Origin of the sequence: Companilactobacillus pabuli (assembly GCF_014058425.1) — a bacterium.
GTDB lineage: Bacteria > Bacillota > Bacilli > Lactobacillales > Lactobacillaceae > Companilactobacillus > Companilactobacillus pabuli.
This window is the reverse complement of the sequence record NZ_CP049366.1, coordinates 2,258,633-2,273,589: the sequence shown is the minus strand read 5'-3', so window position 1 is coordinate 2,273,589 and position 14,957 is coordinate 2,258,633. Positions and strand designations below refer to the sequence as shown.

Below are 14,957 nucleotides of genomic sequence, written 5' to 3'. Positions count from 1 at the left end.
GCAAAGAAAATTGGCTCAGTAGTGAAATTATTCTTAGCAACTTGTTGCTTAGAATAAGGCCGAGTTTTGAGATTTTGCGTACTTTGTAAAAGCTCAAAATCGTGCCCACTACGTTCCAGCCAAATTTTCTTTGCTATGGAGGACGGAATCCTACACTAATCCAATTTAAGAAAGAATCACAAAAAAGGGGTGTATTTCCAATGGGGAAGAAAATGCCAGAATTAGACTCGAAAAAGTCATACATTAGCTGGCCTGTTGTTGCTTTAATGGACTTCGTTACCGTTATTGGTTTCGATGATATTGTCTACAACTTCCATAACCAAGGTTTGGGAATTGTTTTTACTTGGATTTTAATGTTATTTTTATTTGTTGTTCCTTATGAGATGATGGTCGGTCATCTAGGTTCAACTTTTGATGAAGAAGGTGGCGGGGTCACTTCTTGGGTCCGTGCCACTGGTGGTAACCTTTGGGGTTATATTTGTGCCTGGACTGTTTGGGTATCCAGTTTGCCTTATATCGTTGATGTTGCCAATTCAACTTTGATTTCATTTGGTTGGTTGATCAACGGTAATGGTTCCATGTCAGATAAGATGAGCAATTCAATGTTCGCCTTATTGACAGCTGTTATTTTTACGATCTTTATTTTTATTCAACATCATTTAAGAAATTCACTACAGATTTTGAGTATCATCGGTGGTGGTGCTATGTTCATCGTGTCAATCCTTTATGTAGTCATGATGATTGCTTATCTTGGACAAGGTAATATGCCACATACTCAACCATTTACTTTGAAGTCATTTATTCCTAAGTTCGATATGCACTACTTATCCACTTTCGGATTAGTTATTTTTGCAATGAATGGTTCTGAATTTGCAGCTCCATACGTTACCGAAATGAAAAATGGTAAACGTGACTTTCCTAAAGCTATGTGGATGCTAGCCATTATGACTGGTTTCTTAACTGTTTTAGGTTCATTTGCTCTAGGTGTCTTCTTCAATGCTCACCACTTACCAAATGATTTGAAGATGAACGGTTCTTACTATGCTTTCCAATACATGGGACAAGAATTCGGTATGGGACAATTCTTCCTATATCTATTTGCTTTAACGCAAGCACTTTATATGATGGCTCAACTAGCTGTGTTGTTGGACGCTGGTACAAGAATGTTCCTATCCGATACAGCTAAGGAATATTTACCAAAAGGTCTAACAAAATTAGATAAACGTGGTCTACCTATCAACGGTTACTGGTTAACGACTGGTATTTGTACGCTTATCATGGTTTTGAGTGCTACTTTGCCAAATATGAATTCAATTTTCAATCAGTTGTTAAATCTAAATGGTATCGTTTCACCATATACGACTTGTTTCCTATTTAGTTCCTTTATCTTAGTTAGATTACACGAGGACCGCTTCCAGTCTGATTTTGTTTACATTAAAAACAAGCATTTGGCTATCTTAGTTGGTGCTTGGTGTTTTGCCATCACTTTCGGAGCAGCCACTTTGGGTATCTTCCCAACTGATGAAACACCGGGAACTTCAGCTTGGACACATGTTTTAACTTTAAATATCATTGAACCGCTGATTATGATTGCTATTGGTATCATCTTGCCATTGATTGCTAGATACCAAAGAAATAAAGAACTTAACTAGAGTTTCTAATTGACTTATTCAGTCGATAAAGGTTAATTTGGTAGTGTTATAAATAAATATATATTCTGAGGAGAGTTATTATGATTGATGAAATTATGAAAAATATCGAGCATTACGATACGATTATTATTCTCAGACATCAAAATCCAGATCCAGATGCCGTCGGGTCACAAACAGCCCTAGCGAATATTCTGAGAGAAGCTTATCCTCAGAAAAATATTTATACTGCTGGAATTGATTTGTCCGTTCTCGACTGGATTGGCAAAATGCAGCAGGTTGACAGTGAAACTTATCAAAATTCACTTGTTATTGCCGTTGATACAGCCAATGCTAGACGAATTGATAACAATGGTGATTACAAAAAAGCTGACAAAATCATTAAAATCGACCACCATCCTAATGTTGATGCCTTTGGTGATATCAATTGGGTCGACGACACCTCAGCCAGTTGTGCTGAAATGATTTATGAATTAACTGAAAAAGTCGCCAATCTTAAAATTTCCAAATCAGCTGCCTATAATCTTTATGCCGGCATGGTTGGTGATACAAATCGCTTCTTATATGCTGGAACAACTTATAAAACATTAGAAGTGGCTGCTAAATTAGCCAAAACTGGTATCAATATTTCGGAAATAAGTTTGCATGAAGATGAAATGTCGATGCGAGTAGCACGTTTGGAAGCCTACATTCTAGACAATTTCCAAGTAACTGATTCCGGATTCGGTTATATCATTATCAGAAAAGACGAATTGGAAAAATTCAATCTAGACGATGGTGAATTAGACCACGTTGTTCCTTTAATTGGACGCATCAAAAACGTCAATAATTGGATCGTCGTCAGTGAAAAAGATCTCAACCGTTTTAGAGTTAATCTTCGTTCAAAGAATGTTTCTATCAACGGTGTAGCTGAAAAATTTGGTGGCGGTGGTCATCCCTTAGCTAGTGGCGTTTATGTCGGTAGTATGGATGAAGTCAAAGCTTTAATTCAAGATATGGATAACTTAAATAAATAGAAAAACGCAAAAACCAAAGTCGGTTTTTGCGTTTTTTATTTACTATTCTAATGATGATAATTTTTCAAAGTCAGCATCACTTAGTGAAACATCTGCTGATTCCAAATTATCCTTTAGATGAGCTAATGAGCTTGTTCCAGGAATTGGAATGATATTGTCAGAACGTTTCAACAACCAAGCTAGAGCTATTTGAGCAGGACTAGCATTGTATTTCTTAGCGATATCTGCCAAAGGACCATCATCCTTTGCTAAATGACCTGTATCCAATGGGAACCATGGCAAGAAGGCCATTTTTTGTTCTTTAGTATAATCAACAATTGCATCGTCGCCTTTATGGTGACCAACATTATACATATTTTCAACTGCATCAATCTTAGCTATCTTTTGAGCAGCCTTTAGTTCATCGAGCGTTACTTGACTAATTCCAATATGCTTGATTTTACCCTCGTCTTGCATTTTCTTTAATTCGCCAACTTGATCCTCAATCGGAACTTGTGAATCAATTCTGTGCAAGAACAACAAATCTTCATGGTCACGACCAAATTTACGTAGAGACAATTCCACTTCTTGACGTAAAAATTCAGGTCTACCTAGTGGTATCCATTCATTAGGACCAGTCCGAACTTGTCCTACTTTATCAGAAATAAAGATTTTATCAGAATCAGGATATTCCTTTAAAGCTTGAGCTAAATAAGTATCAGCTTCCCAAGGTCCATAGGAATCGGCTGTATCAACAAAATTAACGCCCAAATCAAAAGCATTCTTAATTAAATCAACGGCTTGTTGAGGATCTTTATAAGCACCCCAAACACCCTTGCCTGTCAATTGCATCGTCCCGTATCCTAAACGGTTAACGACAAAATCCTTATCGAATTCAAATTTTCCTGCATTTTCAACGCTATTTTTTACCATTAAATCAACCTTCCACAAGGAGATTAGTATCCCATTGCAATATAAACCCTAAGCCTTTTTTATAAGTTAAACAAACATTTGAACTGTACAAAAAAAACAGCCCTTTAATGACTGCTTTACAAATCTTGCTCAACTTTTTCATTATAATAAACAATTTTTGGTTCAAATTTCTTACCATCAAAATGAACTTTAGTTAGCGACAAATTGTCTGATTCTACTTGGCTTAACAAAAATGGCGCATTCATATTGACCATTGCCGTCAAAATTGCACTGTGCGTTACTACAATCACTGGTTTAGTTTCGACTGCCAATATTTTTTCGATACCCTTACCAAAACGATCCCAAAATTCCTTGCTATTTTCAGCTAAATGTTTAGGATCGATTTTTGATAGCTTATCCTGCATTTGGTTAGCATTCATTTCGTCTAAAGTTTCTTCAACCGTTTTACCAGCAATTTTCTTATAAACTTCTTTTTTAGATTGTCCTTCAAAACTACCATAAAATTGTTCACGCAATTCTGGCATTGTAATCATATTCAAAACTTTGCCACCAGCAGCTTTTAGCCCATTGTTCAATTCCGTTACTGTTTGGACTGAACGATTCATATCACTACAATAAATATTCTCTGAAGTTTCACCTAAATTAATCAAGGTCCGTCCCATTTGATAAGAATCTTTGTGACCATTATCAGTTAAAGGAGTATCCGACCAACCTTGCATTTTGTCTAAATAATTGAAAAAAGTTTCACCACTACGTATAAAGTAAATATCCAATCGATCACTCCCTTAATAAAAACGTTTACTTTAGGAACTATTGTAATCTTGCAACCGATAAAACTCAATTTTCTAAAATTTATCTGCCTAATCAACTTTCTTCTATTATAAGTAAAGGCTTACAATGAGAGTATAAAAAAGAAGGAGTGAAGAAAATGTTTTTTATTGATACCTCAAGAAATGGCAAACCAGTTTACAATGCCATTGTGAATCAATCATTAGATAATTATTTAGTCAACGACTTGCGACTACCCGGACACGGTCTGATTTTGTACGTAAATAACCCTTCTGTTATCATTGGTGTCCATCAAAATGCCTACGCTGAAGTCAACTTCCCTTATCTCAAGGAAAAGAATATTCAACTAGTCAGAAGAACTTCCGGTGGAGGTGCTGTCTACCACGATTATGGCAACTTCATCTTCGAAAATATCGTTATCGGTAACGATGAACATTTCGGTGAATATGACTACTTCGCTAAACCAATTCTCGATGCCCTACATGCAATGGGCGCTACTGATGCACAAATGCATGGTCGTAACGATATCGTCATCGACGGCAAAAAATTCTCCGGTATGACTATGTTCAAAGTCGGCGATTCCTTTGCAGCCGGTGGAACCTTGATGTTTGACCTCGATATGGACACTGCCAGTAAAGTTTTGACACCTGAAAAGGATAAGCTTGAATCAAAGGGTGTTAAATCCGTCAACAAGCGTATCACTAACATCAAATCTTACTTAGACGAACCTTATCGCAGTATGGATCCGGTTCAATTCAAAGACGAATTATTAAAACATATTTTCAAAGTCGACAAATTATCCGACATCAAGACTTACAAATTAACTGATCACGATTGGGATATCATCGACTCCCGTTTGAAAGACAAATACGATACTGATGCTTGGAATTACGGCAAGAACCCTGGTTTCACTAATTATGTTTCCAAACACTTCGATATCGGAACAGTTGCCTTCAATTTCTCACTCAAAGATGAAAAAATCTCTGCTATTAAAATTTACGGCGACTTCATTACCGGTGGCGATGTCAGTTTGATTGAAAAAGCCTTACTTGGAACTAAATTTGAAAAATCAGCTTTAGTTGAAGCTCTATCGAAAGTTGATTTGAAGAACAATCTCGGTGATATCGAACCCGAACCACTAATAGATTTATTATTATCGTAAGAAAAAAGCTATTCAGTTTTCGTAACTGAATAGCTTTTTTATACAGTTTGTTCCAGTAACTCTACATCTTGTCCCGATTTAGAAGTGATTTGTTTCAAGGCTTGTTCGATTTTTTCATCTTCTGTAGCATCCATCGACAAGTCCAAGGTAATTTCAAATCCATCTGTTGTTTTTAATTCAATATAAAATGGTGTCGCTAAATTGATTAATAATTTTTGTGGTGCGTAAACGTTAAAAAATACTCCACCGACAATATTATCAGGAACCTTGATTCCTTCGCCACTGACTAGTGAAATCTTGGCAATTTTAGAAAATTCCAAAAATTCTTGGTTAGTTTTGGCCGGCACAATAATGGCCGATAACTTGCGATCCAACGTACTGTAATCGTAAAAGTAAATTCCCTTATCAGTGACTTCCCAATAGCCGTAATTGTCATTGAGATTGATGGAGTACAAAAATGGTCCAATGATTAAACATAAAATCGTAAACGCTCCAGCAATCATAATACTGTTAGAAAAAGTATAAATAAAAATCCCAATTATCAAACTGACCGCCACAATGACTAATAACGGTTTGTAACTGACTTTTCGTCCAAATTCTAAATTCATAATATACCTCGAAAAATTTCATTCCCTTAAGAATACCATTTTTTAGTATATAGCGCTTACTTAATCAGAAACGCTCCTACGACCAGAAAGATTATCCCCATGATCAAGGAGAAGTAGACACCCATAAATACGTATGGTTGAGGGTTCTTTACTTTTTCTTTGATGTTGTAGTAAGTTTTCCGACCAACATAAATTTGATAAATCCCCATAATAATTACGATTATTCCAATTAATTCAGTCATTATAAGCGCACCACCTTTAACTCAATGATATGCCACTATTGAGTAAAAGAAAAAGGTTTGATTCTCTAAGAAAAATATTTAGAAAAGTTAAATACTGAACTCACTACCGAAACCAGTCCAGTTACGACAATAATTAAGAATGCGATACCTTTTATACTACAGACATCTTCCCAAGGAAATTTCAGCAGAAAAGATAATCCTAAAATGCCGATCCAAAAATATTTTACTTTGTAAAAATCTCGATTGAAGCTCACACAATCCCTTCTTTACTCCGTCTTTACTTTTAGTTTAATTGAAAATTATTTTTTCATGCCAAGTTTATCCTGAACCAGCAATTTTTCATCATGAACGAGTTGTCTCTGATAAATTTTCTAACAAATATAAGTCGATAAGCACAATCGCTATAACGATAAAGGATATAAGCAATCAAAGATGTTAGAAAATCACTGAATAATAGCTTTTTATCACTAAGCGGAATTAAACGATATCTGTTGTTATTAACGGATTGTTTCTACCCAACGTTTCATTAAATAAATATTGATAAAACTAAAGATTACTAGCCAAATGAACATAATTCCTGAAGTTATCCAAATAGCATTACTAAATTGTGAAAGCGTCTGTGCTCCCATGTATCCTGTTGTATAAATCAATCGATAAACGTAACCTGTTGCAACATCAAAAACCACCGATGCAGCCCAGATCACTATTAGATAGAGAATAAAAGTTACGAATTTTTGTGATTTAAATGGTAGAAAACCCTTGATCCAACTAATTAGAAAATGGATTAAAGTAATTCCGCTCCACGTTACTAAAGTCACTAAAATCATAAAAACTACTGCTCCAAACAATAGTCCCATTCCTGAAGTCGAGCCTGAAAAATCACCAGACCCGATATTTCCAAAATTGCCGATTGCATATAAAATAGCTGCAATAATTGCTTCCAAAATTTGTAAATAGACAAACGCTACAAAAGTAGTAAATAAATTACTGATGTATAAAGTCGTATCGGTAACTGGTATCAAGCGATAGTTATTACTTGTAAATACGTGTTCATTTTTGCGCGACAGCATAATGAAACTGACAAAATTGACGATTGTCACACTAACAACAAAAGTTTGAAAGAAGAAATCAAGCGTAGTATTAGAGCCACTAGAGATTAGTTGCATAATAAACAAAACAATTAAAGCTAAAATATCGATTCCGACGATCCAATTCATCAATCGCCACTTTTCACGAATCAAGCTTTTACTCAAACTAGCGAAATCATTCATTAGGTAGACCCCCTTCGTAGACTTTTTCGTAATACTCTTCGACACCCAAATGATACTTCTCTTGAATCGATTCGACTGAACGCATTTCATAAACCGTCTTGTCCTTAATAATTACGATGTCATCCAACAAACTAGCTATTTCTGTCACGTAATGATCACTGATAATGATTGTAGAATCATCCGATTTCCAACGAATAATACTGCTGACGATTTTCTTACGGGACATACTGTCGATGCCACTCATCGGTTCATCCAACAAGTACAATTTCGTATCTCGTGCTAAAGCTAAAGCAATCACTAACTTGCCAAGTGTTCCGGTTGAAAGACTCGACAATCGTTTTGACTCATCCAGCTCCAAATACTGAGCAATTTCTTGATACTTTTCCATTGAAAAATCAGGATAAACGTTCTGATAAAAGCTAACTATTTCACTGACTTTGGTATTGCGACCGAAGCCACCTAATTCATCACTCAAACTGACATTTTTCTTGATATCGGCTTTCTTAGTTTTACCGCATACCGTTATAACGCCTTCTTTGATGGAATTAACTCCTGCAATCAGTCTCATTAAAGTGGTTTTACCAGCTCCGTTTTCTCCCAGGAGTCCGATAATTTTGCCACTGACAATTGATAAATTGATGTTGTCTAAAATAGTCTTATAGTTTTTCTTGTACGTTAAATTGTTTATTTTAAGTAATTCTGCCATTTTATCTCCTCCTTTTTACTTAGTTGCTTCTGACCATCTATTTAATAGATATAAATTCAAAAATGTTAAAACAATATTCCAAATTAATAGTATGAACAAACTCATATTGAGCATTCTCACGACACTACTGAAACTAGTAGTAACTTCTCTTACACCTAAAAGGATCAAAGTGTTGGCAGTAATAGCATTGAACGCCACCATAACGCCCCAAATCACAATTAAAGTTAAAATCACTGTCGCAAAAGTTTGTTTTTTAATTGGTAAAAAATCTCCTACTAGAGAAACTAATAACCGAATTACAACACTACCAACTAAAATCAACATGATCCCTAAAACAATTGCTATAACTACTTCAAATTTGAACCAATACTGGCCGGCACTGAAATCTTTAATCATAATTTGGTCATATGGATTTGGAAAAATCGCATAAGCAACAAAATAGACAATTGCCTCCCCGACTAGTAAATAAATTACGACGAAAAAGGCTGATAAAAAATTGCTGAAATAAAGTCCTTTGTCACTAATAGGAATCAACCGATACTTGCTGCTGTCACAAATATTAATGACTGACATTACCAAAAAGACTACACCGATAATCACGGCTATAAAAACGCCACCAGTTAAACTCGTGGAATCAGTAATATTGAAGATTTTCTTATAAAGAATCATTAATAGTAGAGCTAATGCGTGAAAACCCAATATCAATGAAATTATCTTTCCACGTTGACGAAACAAATTTTTATTAACTCGACTAATACTACTCATCGTCTGTACCCCCTTCGTAAACTTCTTCATAGTAAGCTTCAATACCCAAGTGATACTTTGCTTGAATTTCTTCAACTGAATCTACTTCATAAACGGTTTGATTCTTGATAATAATCACGTCATCCAACAAAGCAGCAATTTCTTTAACATAATGAGAACTAATTATCATTGTGGCATCATCATTTTTCCATTGAATAATGCTCTTAATAATCTTTTTACGTGTTATAATGTCAATTCCATTCAGAGGTTCATCCAATAAATAAAGTGGAACTTGACGTGCTAAAGTTAATGCAATCGTTAATTTTTCAGTCTCACCGGTTGATAAATTCTTTAGATTTTTTCGATTATTAATAGCTAGAAAATCAGCCATCTCTTGATATTTTTCCATGGAAAAATCAGGGTAAACGGTCTGATAAAATTTAACAATATCTTTGATACGATTGCGTTCAAACCAACTTCCAGCAAAAATATCTTTAAAAGCACTCTTGAGTGAATAAGTTGTGCTGACACAAGATTTGATGGCTTCTTTACTGTCAATTCCCGCAACGGTAATCTGACCGGATGTCCTAGAGTTCAGTCCAACTATCAAGCGCATCAAAGTCGTTTTACCTGCTCCATTAGCTCCGAGTAGGCCGACAATTTTCCCGTTGTCTAGACTTAAATTGACCTTGTCTAAAATTATTTTGTGATTCTTCTTATATCGAAGATCTTTAATTTCTAGTACCTTACTCATCGTCCTCATCCTTTTGTTTGACATAGTTTTTAAAGCTATCAATGATTTCTTGGTCGTTCATATTTAATGAATGCAATTTATCATATGTTGCATCAAACATTTCATTAACAATGTGATTTCTTAGTTTGTTCACTATCTGTTCATCCTCAGTTACAAAATTACCTTTACCACGCTGTGGAGTAATGATTTTTTCTTCCATCATCTCTTTAAGCGATTTTTGAACGGTATTAGTATTTGCAGAAAATTGAACTGCCAACTGTCTAACAGAAGGAAGCTGTGATCCAAGTTCATACTCATTACTGACGATCTTGCGATACAAAATATCCTTGATCTGTAAATAAATTGGTATGCTGTCGATATATTCCATCTCTTCACCTTCTTACTGTTCTAGTACACTAATACAGTATAACAGAGCAAATAAAAAAGCAACCGATTGATGTCGATTGCTCATATTTATTTTTTAGTACAATTCGTCCACGACACATTTATAACATTTGATAAAAAGCATGTTATATTAACAATTAAATTGGGAATGGATACATAAGAAAGAATGATGTATCATGTTAAAATTTGGAAAAAAAGTCAACTACCGACCGCTAGGTTTGAGCTTATTAACGGGACTAACAGTTGGGATTTTATTTGGCTCCAATATTTCATTAATTCTTGGTGTCGAAGTTGGAATCATCATGTTTAGTGTTATGTTTCTTGGACATTATCTTCTTTTTCTACCGACTATCTTCAATTATTGGGAGTCCAGTTCGGAATTTATTCGTTATAGCGATATAACCAAAACTATGAATCGCATCATTGCCATGATATCGCCCGCCAAATTACCGATGAAAGTAATCGATAAGGCCAAAATCAAAGAAATAACCATTACTGGTTTACCGCCAACTTACACTAATTTAACCGCTCAATTCATTGCAGCTGAAGAAGGTAGTTTAATGTATGGATTATTTCTGATGATCAACAGTCCTGTCAAAATCCAAATCATCCTAGATGATAAAACTAAGATCAATTTGGATATTTCTAAAGACTATTTCACACATCCACAGACTACCCTCGCTAAATTAAGATTATTTTTAAACGAATTCAAACCTTCAAAAGTTAATTTGTCAGAAGAAAATCTAAAATTCATTAGTGAATAACAAAAAATGCTTCTCCTACAATCGTAGGGAAGCATTTTTTGAATTAAGAATATCTATTAAAGAATAGGCCGTCTCGAAACTAGTCGTTCGTTGAGAAATCTGAGAAATTTGTTCCCAGAGACGTCTCGAATAATCATTAAAAATTAAATGTTCATCATTTTTAGCATGGTTGACGGATTTAATCAATTCGTTAACTCGCTTGTCAAAGAGTGAACCACGATATTGTTTATTGGAAAGTTCTTGAACTGAGTCAGTTACTAACTGCTCAATTTCTTGATTAATTACTGATTCATTAATTTGCTTGCTAAAAGACTTCTCGAACTCAACTAATAACGACAGCAATAATTTTTGTTTTGAATTATCCATTTGTATTTTCACCCGTATATTAATATAACTGATTTTGCCTAGAATAGATACCATTTTTGTACGATTGTCTGGTGTATAATAAAACGTATACATTTTATTAATTATCAGGAGAAATCATGAATAAACAATTTTATAAGACAATCAATTTCTGGTACGGTGTTGCCATGTTAGTAGTTGGCATTATTTTCATCGATCATTCAACCGAGTCAACTTGGCTCTTAATCGATGCTATCTTCATCATTGCCGCAATAGTATTCTTCCTACTCAGTTTATTCCACAAACCAAAACCCAAGAAAGAAAATGACCGCAATCCTTTAATGTAATAAAAAGCTATTTCTACCTATTATATAGCTTCAAAATGTCTTCCATGTTATTATTTAAACAGTTTACTGAAAGGATGGTATTTCATCATGAGTACAAAAATTAATATCATTGCAAATAATTTATAAAAAAATGGCATTGTTACCCTGGGGTAATTAGTGCCACCAGGAGGAAACATGAAAGAATCTAACTTAACTTTTGAAAAGACACGTGTCATCGTTGCCGGAGTCAGCCACTTACAAGCTGATTTTGAATATACGATGCAAGAACTAGCTTCATTAGTCGAAGCCAATAATATGGAAGTTGCCGATACAATTATCCAAAATGCCGATACTGTCAGTGGGGCTACTTACTTTGGTTCTGGTAAAGTTCACGAGATCAAAGAAATTGCCAATGCGGACGATGTACAAATTGTCGTTTTAAATGACGAATTGACACCTTCACAAATCCGTAACCTTGAAAAAGAAACTAAATTAAGTTTCATGGATCGAACCGAATTGATTTTACAAGTTTTCTCGACTAGAGCTCAAACTAAACAAGCTAAGCTGCAAGTTGAAATTGCTAAACTCCAATATCAGTTGCCAAGAATTCATCCATCAGGTAATCCTTTGGATCAACAATCCGCTTCCGGTGGTTTGGCTAACCGTGGTGCTGGTGAATCAAAACTAGAACTTGATCGTCGAGTTATCAGAAAACGAATCACCGCTCTACGTAACGAACTTAAAACGGTCGATAAGACAATTAATGTTCAAAGTAGACGTCGAACTAATACTTCTTTACCATTAGTTTCTCTAGTTGGTTATACGAATGCTGGTAAATCAACGACAATGAATGGATTGTTGAATTTTAACAAAGAAGACTCCCAAGACCGCAAAGTTTTTGAAAAAAATATGCTTTTTGCCACTTTGGATACTAGCGTTAGACGAATCGACTTGGAAGACAATACAAGTTTTCTACTTTCCGATACAGTTGGCTTTGTTAGCAAGCTACCTCACAACTTAGTTGAATCTTTCAAGACTACTTTGAAAGAAGCCCAAGCAGCTGACCTTTTGATTCAAGTTATTGATGTCAGCGATGAGCATTGGAAGAACATGATCGATGTTACGGAAAAAACTTTAAAAGAGATTGGCGTAACTGATAAGCCAATGATTTATGCTTTCAACAAAGCTGATCTAAAAAAAGGTCAACAATTCCCTACTATTGAGGGTGATAATATCTATTATTCAGCCCTTGATAAAGAATCGATCGAAAAATTAGTCGATTTGATTAAATTAAAAATCTTCAATAATTATCAAAAGGCCGATTTACTAGTACCTTACAGCGACCAAAAGATTACAGAAGAAATTTTACAAAACTCCCAAGTACTCAAAAAAGAGTTCACGAATGATGGTTCTTTGATTACTGCTAATTTAAGTCCCACAGAATTAGAAAAGTTTAATAAATATATCAAAACAGAGATGTCTGAATAACAGATTTCTCTGTTTTTTTTTGCATTTTTGTCCATAATGTATTATTATTTTATAAACATTAGAATTTTTCTAATTAAGGGCATTGTGTTTTAATATTCATTAGTTTATTCTAAGAATAATTACTTTAGGGAGGTTAAACAATGAAATTCAAGAAGAAGTATTTACTTGCATTGTTACCGATATTTCTATTCGCATTAGTTCTGAGTGGCTGTGGTTCTTCCGCTGAAAAAGATAGCAAAGATACCCTCTCAATCAGTTCTAGTGATGTTATTGCAACAATGGATTCATCTATGAACACCGATGTTATCGGAGCTCAAAATTTAACTAACACTATGGAAGGTCTTTACAGATATGATGGTAAAGAATTACAACCTGCCATAGCTAAGAAAGTCGTTAAACCTACTGATGGTGGTAAGGTCTATACTTTCCATCTAAGACATACTAAGTGGTCAAACGGCAAACCCGTAACTGCTAACGATTTCGTTTATGCATGGAGAAGAACCGTTGATCCAAAGACTGCTTCACAATATGCCTATATTTATACCGGTATTAAAAACGCTGATAAGATCAGTGCTGGTAAGAAACCTGTAAATTCATTAGGTATCAAAGCTTTGGATAAATACACTCTTCAAGTTACTTTGGAAGATGCCATCCCATACTTTAATACTTTGATGGCTAGTTCTACTTTCTACCCACAATACAAACCAGCAGTAGAAAAAGCTGGTAAACAATATGGTTTGAAGAGTAAAGGAATGGTCTTCAATGGACCTTTCAAACTAGTTAACTGGTCTGTTTCAAGTAACAGTTGGACTGAAGTTAAGAACAACTCATATTGGAATGCTAAAGCCGTTAAATTAAAGAAAGTAAAGTATTACGTTGTTAAGGATGCTAATACTGGTTTGAATCTTTACGATACTAACCGTATCAACCGTCTAGAAAAACTTGGTGGCGACACTGCTCGTCAAGTTTCAAACTACAAGACATTCTCAATGGATAAACAAACAGGTAACTTCTATCTTGAATTTAACCAAAAGAAATACAAATTCTTTAAGAATCCTAAGATCAGACAAGCTATCTCAATGTCTATCAATCGTAATCAATTAACTAACAACGTTCTTGGTAAAACTGGTGGTATTGAACACACAATGGTTCCAGTAGGTATGTCATACAACCCTACAACTAAGGTCGACTTTACTAAAGAAAAGATGCTTCAATCTTCAAATAAATACACTGAATACAATCCAACCGAAGCTAAGAAACTTTGGAAGGAAGGTATTAAAGAAACCGGTCAAAAAGATCTCAGCTTTACCCTTCTAGGTGATGATACTGATGGTGCTAAGAAACAAAACGAATACCTTCAAGGTCAACTAGAAAAGAACTTACCTGGATTGAAGATCACACTTCAAAACGTTCCATTTAAGTCACGTCTAGATAAATCAACTAATGGTCAATTCGATATCGTTGTTACTGGTTGGAATGCCGATTATCCAGATCCTGTTACATTCTTGGATCTATTCACAACAACCAACTCACAAAATAATGGTAAATATTCTAATAAAGAATACGATGAATTGATCGACAGATCTAAGACAACTGATGCTACTGATGAAGATGCTAGATGGCAAGACCTTCTTCAAGCAGCTAAGATTTTAGCCGATGACGAAGGGGTCGTTCCTTTGTATCAATCATATCAAGCCAACTTGACTAGAACTAACGTCAAGAATTACCGTATGACACCAAATGGTAGTTACAACCTTGTCACTGTCTACAAAAAATAACTAAAGGTGAGGGAGATTAAAT

At 34.9% G+C, this 14,957-nt stretch carries 17 protein-coding genes; 7 read left to right on the top strand and 10 right to left on the bottom strand.

From position 1 onward, the window contains the following. Nucleotides 1-212: 212 nt before the first annotated feature. Both G6534_RS11040 and G6534_RS11035 read left to right on the top strand, forming a co-directional pair. Nucleotides 213-1,652 carry an APC family permease gene (locus G6534_RS11040; RefSeq protein ID WP_059073870.1) on the top strand — a complete coding sequence of 480 codons (1,440 nt, stop codon included), beginning with the start codon at nucleotides 213-215 and terminating at the stop codon, nucleotides 1,650-1,652. Between the two features lie 80 nt (nucleotides 1,653-1,732). Next, on the top strand, nucleotides 1,733-2,665 hold the full coding sequence (locus G6534_RS11035; RefSeq protein WP_182082858.1) for a DHH family phosphoesterase: 933 nt from the start codon (nucleotides 1,733-1,735) through the stop codon (nucleotides 2,663-2,665). 42 nt (nucleotides 2,666-2,707) lie between these two features. Here G6534_RS11035 and G6534_RS11030 read toward each other — a convergent pair whose 3' ends face one another. Together G6534_RS11030 and G6534_RS11025 are read right to left on the bottom strand one after the other, a co-directional pair. Continuing rightward, nucleotides 2,708-3,577, bottom strand: a complete 870-nt coding sequence (locus G6534_RS11030; protein WP_059073768.1) for an aldo/keto reductase — start codon at nucleotides 3,575-3,577, stop codon at nucleotides 2,708-2,710. A gap of 116 nt (nucleotides 3,578-3,693) precedes the next feature. Continuing rightward, the gene (locus tag G6534_RS11025) at nucleotides 3,694-4,350 is read right to left on the bottom strand and encodes a histidine phosphatase family protein (protein WP_059073767.1); all 657 of its coding nucleotides are present in this window, start codon (nucleotides 4,348-4,350) and stop codon (nucleotides 3,694-3,696) included. A 155-nt stretch (nucleotides 4,351-4,505) separates the two neighbouring features. On the opposite strand from G6534_RS11025, the gene G6534_RS11020 reads away from it, so the two are divergent. Further along, entirely contained in the window at nucleotides 4,506-5,528 is a 1,023-nt protein-coding gene (locus G6534_RS11020; protein ID WP_182082857.1) for a lipoate--protein ligase, read from the top strand. A 38-nt stretch (nucleotides 5,529-5,566) separates the two neighbouring features. Here the strand turns inward: G6534_RS11020 and G6534_RS11015 are convergent, their stop codons facing one another. The 7 genes from G6534_RS11015 to G6534_RS10985 all read right to left on the bottom strand — a co-directional run bounded on the left by G6534_RS11015 (nucleotide 5,567) and on the right by G6534_RS10985 (nucleotide 10,220). Then, the gene (locus G6534_RS11015; RefSeq protein ID WP_059074791.1) at nucleotides 5,567-6,136 is read right to left on the bottom strand and encodes a hypothetical protein; all 570 of its coding nucleotides are present in this window, start codon (nucleotides 6,134-6,136) and stop codon (nucleotides 5,567-5,569) included. A 56-nt stretch (nucleotides 6,137-6,192) separates the two neighbouring features. Continuing rightward, on the bottom strand, nucleotides 6,193-6,378 hold the full coding sequence (locus G6534_RS11010; RefSeq protein WP_057811927.1) for a hypothetical protein: 186 nt from the start codon (nucleotides 6,376-6,378) through the stop codon (nucleotides 6,193-6,195). Between the two features lie 497 nt (nucleotides 6,379-6,875). Beyond that, nucleotides 6,876-7,649 carry a hypothetical protein gene (locus G6534_RS11005; protein ID WP_182082856.1) on the bottom strand — a complete coding sequence of 258 codons (774 nt, stop codon included), beginning with the start codon at nucleotides 7,647-7,649 and terminating at the stop codon, nucleotides 6,876-6,878. Next, entirely contained in the window at nucleotides 7,642-8,355 is a 714-nt protein-coding gene (locus G6534_RS11000; RefSeq protein WP_182082855.1) for an ATP-binding cassette domain-containing protein, read from the bottom strand. Before G6534_RS11000 ends, G6534_RS11005 begins: the two co-directional genes overlap by 8 nt. Before the next feature lie 15 nt (nucleotides 8,356-8,370). Next, nucleotides 8,371-9,120 carry a hypothetical protein gene (locus G6534_RS10995; RefSeq protein ID WP_182082854.1) on the bottom strand — a complete coding sequence of 250 codons (750 nt, stop codon included), beginning with the start codon at nucleotides 9,118-9,120 and terminating at the stop codon, nucleotides 8,371-8,373. Then, nucleotides 9,113-9,853 carry an ATP-binding cassette domain-containing protein gene (locus tag G6534_RS10990; protein WP_182082853.1) on the bottom strand — a complete coding sequence of 247 codons (741 nt, stop codon included), beginning with the start codon at nucleotides 9,851-9,853 and terminating at the stop codon, nucleotides 9,113-9,115. The genes G6534_RS10995 and G6534_RS10990 overlap by 8 nt, the downstream gene beginning before the upstream one ends. Beyond that, nucleotides 9,846-10,220, bottom strand: a complete 375-nt coding sequence (locus G6534_RS10985) for a GntR family transcriptional regulator (RefSeq protein ID WP_182082852.1) — start codon at nucleotides 10,218-10,220, stop codon at nucleotides 9,846-9,848. Before G6534_RS10985 ends, G6534_RS10990 begins: the two co-directional genes overlap by 8 nt. 193 nt (nucleotides 10,221-10,413) lie before the next feature. Here G6534_RS10985 and G6534_RS10980 point away from each other — a divergent pair, with 193 nt between their 5' ends. Next, nucleotides 10,414-11,001 carry a hypothetical protein gene (locus G6534_RS10980; RefSeq protein WP_182082851.1) on the top strand — a complete coding sequence of 196 codons (588 nt, stop codon included), beginning with the start codon at nucleotides 10,414-10,416 and terminating at the stop codon, nucleotides 10,999-11,001. A 15-nt stretch (nucleotides 11,002-11,016) separates the two neighbouring features. On the opposite strand, the gene G6534_RS10975 is transcribed toward G6534_RS10980, so the two are convergent. Continuing rightward, nucleotides 11,017-11,367 carry a hypothetical protein gene (locus G6534_RS10975; protein ID WP_182082850.1) on the bottom strand — a complete coding sequence of 117 codons (351 nt, stop codon included), beginning with the start codon at nucleotides 11,365-11,367 and terminating at the stop codon, nucleotides 11,017-11,019. 116 nt (nucleotides 11,368-11,483) lie between these two features. Between G6534_RS10975 and G6534_RS10970 the strand changes: the two genes are divergently transcribed. The 3 genes from G6534_RS10970 (at nucleotide 11,484) to G6534_RS10960 (ending at nucleotide 14,935) form a co-directional block, all read left to right on the top strand. Next, nucleotides 11,484-11,690 (top strand): hypothetical protein, encoded by a 207-nt coding sequence (locus G6534_RS10970; protein ID WP_182082849.1) that lies wholly within the window; start codon nucleotides 11,484-11,486, stop codon nucleotides 11,688-11,690. A 174-nt stretch (nucleotides 11,691-11,864) separates the two neighbouring features. Beyond that, nucleotides 11,865-13,157, top strand: a complete 1,293-nt coding sequence (gene hflX / locus G6534_RS10965; protein ID WP_182082848.1) for a GTPase HflX — start codon at nucleotides 11,865-11,867, stop codon at nucleotides 13,155-13,157. Nucleotides 13,158-13,297: 140 nt separating this feature from the next. Then, nucleotides 13,298-14,935, top strand: coding sequence for a peptide ABC transporter substrate-binding protein (locus tag G6534_RS10960; protein ID WP_059074802.1), 1,638 nt, complete (start codon nucleotides 13,298-13,300; stop codon nucleotides 14,933-14,935). Nucleotides 14,936-14,957: the final 22 nt, after the last annotated feature.

What these genes read in the sequence shown, in the direction of transcription:
- G6534_RS10960 (WP_059074802.1), top strand. Translation starts at nt 13,298, where the DNA reads ATGAAATTCAAGAAGAAGTATTTACTTGCATTGTTACCGATATTTCTA.
- G6534_RS11040 (WP_059073870.1), top strand. Translation starts at nt 213, where the DNA reads ATGCCAGAATTAGACTCGAAAAAGTCATACATTAGCTGGCCTGTTGTT.
- G6534_RS10995 (WP_182082854.1), bottom strand. Translation starts at nt 9,120, where the DNA reads ATGAGTAGTATTAGTCGAGTTAATAAAAATTTGTTTCGTCAACGTGGA.
- G6534_RS11030 (WP_059073768.1), bottom strand. Translation starts at nt 3,577, where the DNA reads ATGGTAAAAAATAGCGTTGAAAATGCAGGAAAATTTGAATTCGATAAG.
- G6534_RS11000 (WP_182082855.1), bottom strand. Translation starts at nt 8,355, where the DNA reads ATGGCAGAATTACTTAAAATAAACAATTTAACGTACAAGAAAAACTAT.
- G6534_RS10975 (WP_182082850.1), bottom strand. Translation starts at nt 11,367, where the DNA reads ATGGATAATTCAAAACAAAAATTATTGCTGTCGTTATTAGTTGAGTTC.
- G6534_RS11010 (WP_057811927.1), bottom strand. Translation starts at nt 6,378, where the DNA reads ATGACTGAATTAATTGGAATAATCGTAATTATTATGGGGATTTATCAA.
- G6534_RS10970 (WP_182082849.1), top strand. Translation starts at nt 11,484, where the DNA reads ATGAATAAACAATTTTATAAGACAATCAATTTCTGGTACGGTGTTGCC.
- G6534_RS11005 (WP_182082856.1), bottom strand. Translation starts at nt 7,649, where the DNA reads ATGAATGATTTCGCTAGTTTGAGTAAAAGCTTGATTCGTGAAAAGTGG.
- hflX (WP_182082848.1), top strand. Translation starts at nt 11,865, where the DNA reads ATGAAAGAATCTAACTTAACTTTTGAAAAGACACGTGTCATCGTTGCC.
- G6534_RS11035 (WP_182082858.1), top strand. Translation starts at nt 1,733, where the DNA reads ATGATTGATGAAATTATGAAAAATATCGAGCATTACGATACGATTATT.
- G6534_RS10990 (WP_182082853.1), bottom strand. Translation starts at nt 9,853, where the DNA reads ATGAGTAAGGTACTAGAAATTAAAGATCTTCGATATAAGAAGAATCAC.
- G6534_RS10980 (WP_182082851.1), top strand. Translation starts at nt 10,414, where the DNA reads ATGTTAAAATTTGGAAAAAAAGTCAACTACCGACCGCTAGGTTTGAGC.
- G6534_RS11020 (WP_182082857.1), top strand. Translation starts at nt 4,506, where the DNA reads ATGTTTTTTATTGATACCTCAAGAAATGGCAAACCAGTTTACAATGCC.
- G6534_RS10985 (WP_182082852.1), bottom strand. Translation starts at nt 10,220, where the DNA reads ATGGAATATATCGACAGCATACCAATTTATTTACAGATCAAGGATATT.
- G6534_RS11015 (WP_059074791.1), bottom strand. Translation starts at nt 6,136, where the DNA reads ATGAATTTAGAATTTGGACGAAAAGTCAGTTACAAACCGTTATTAGTC.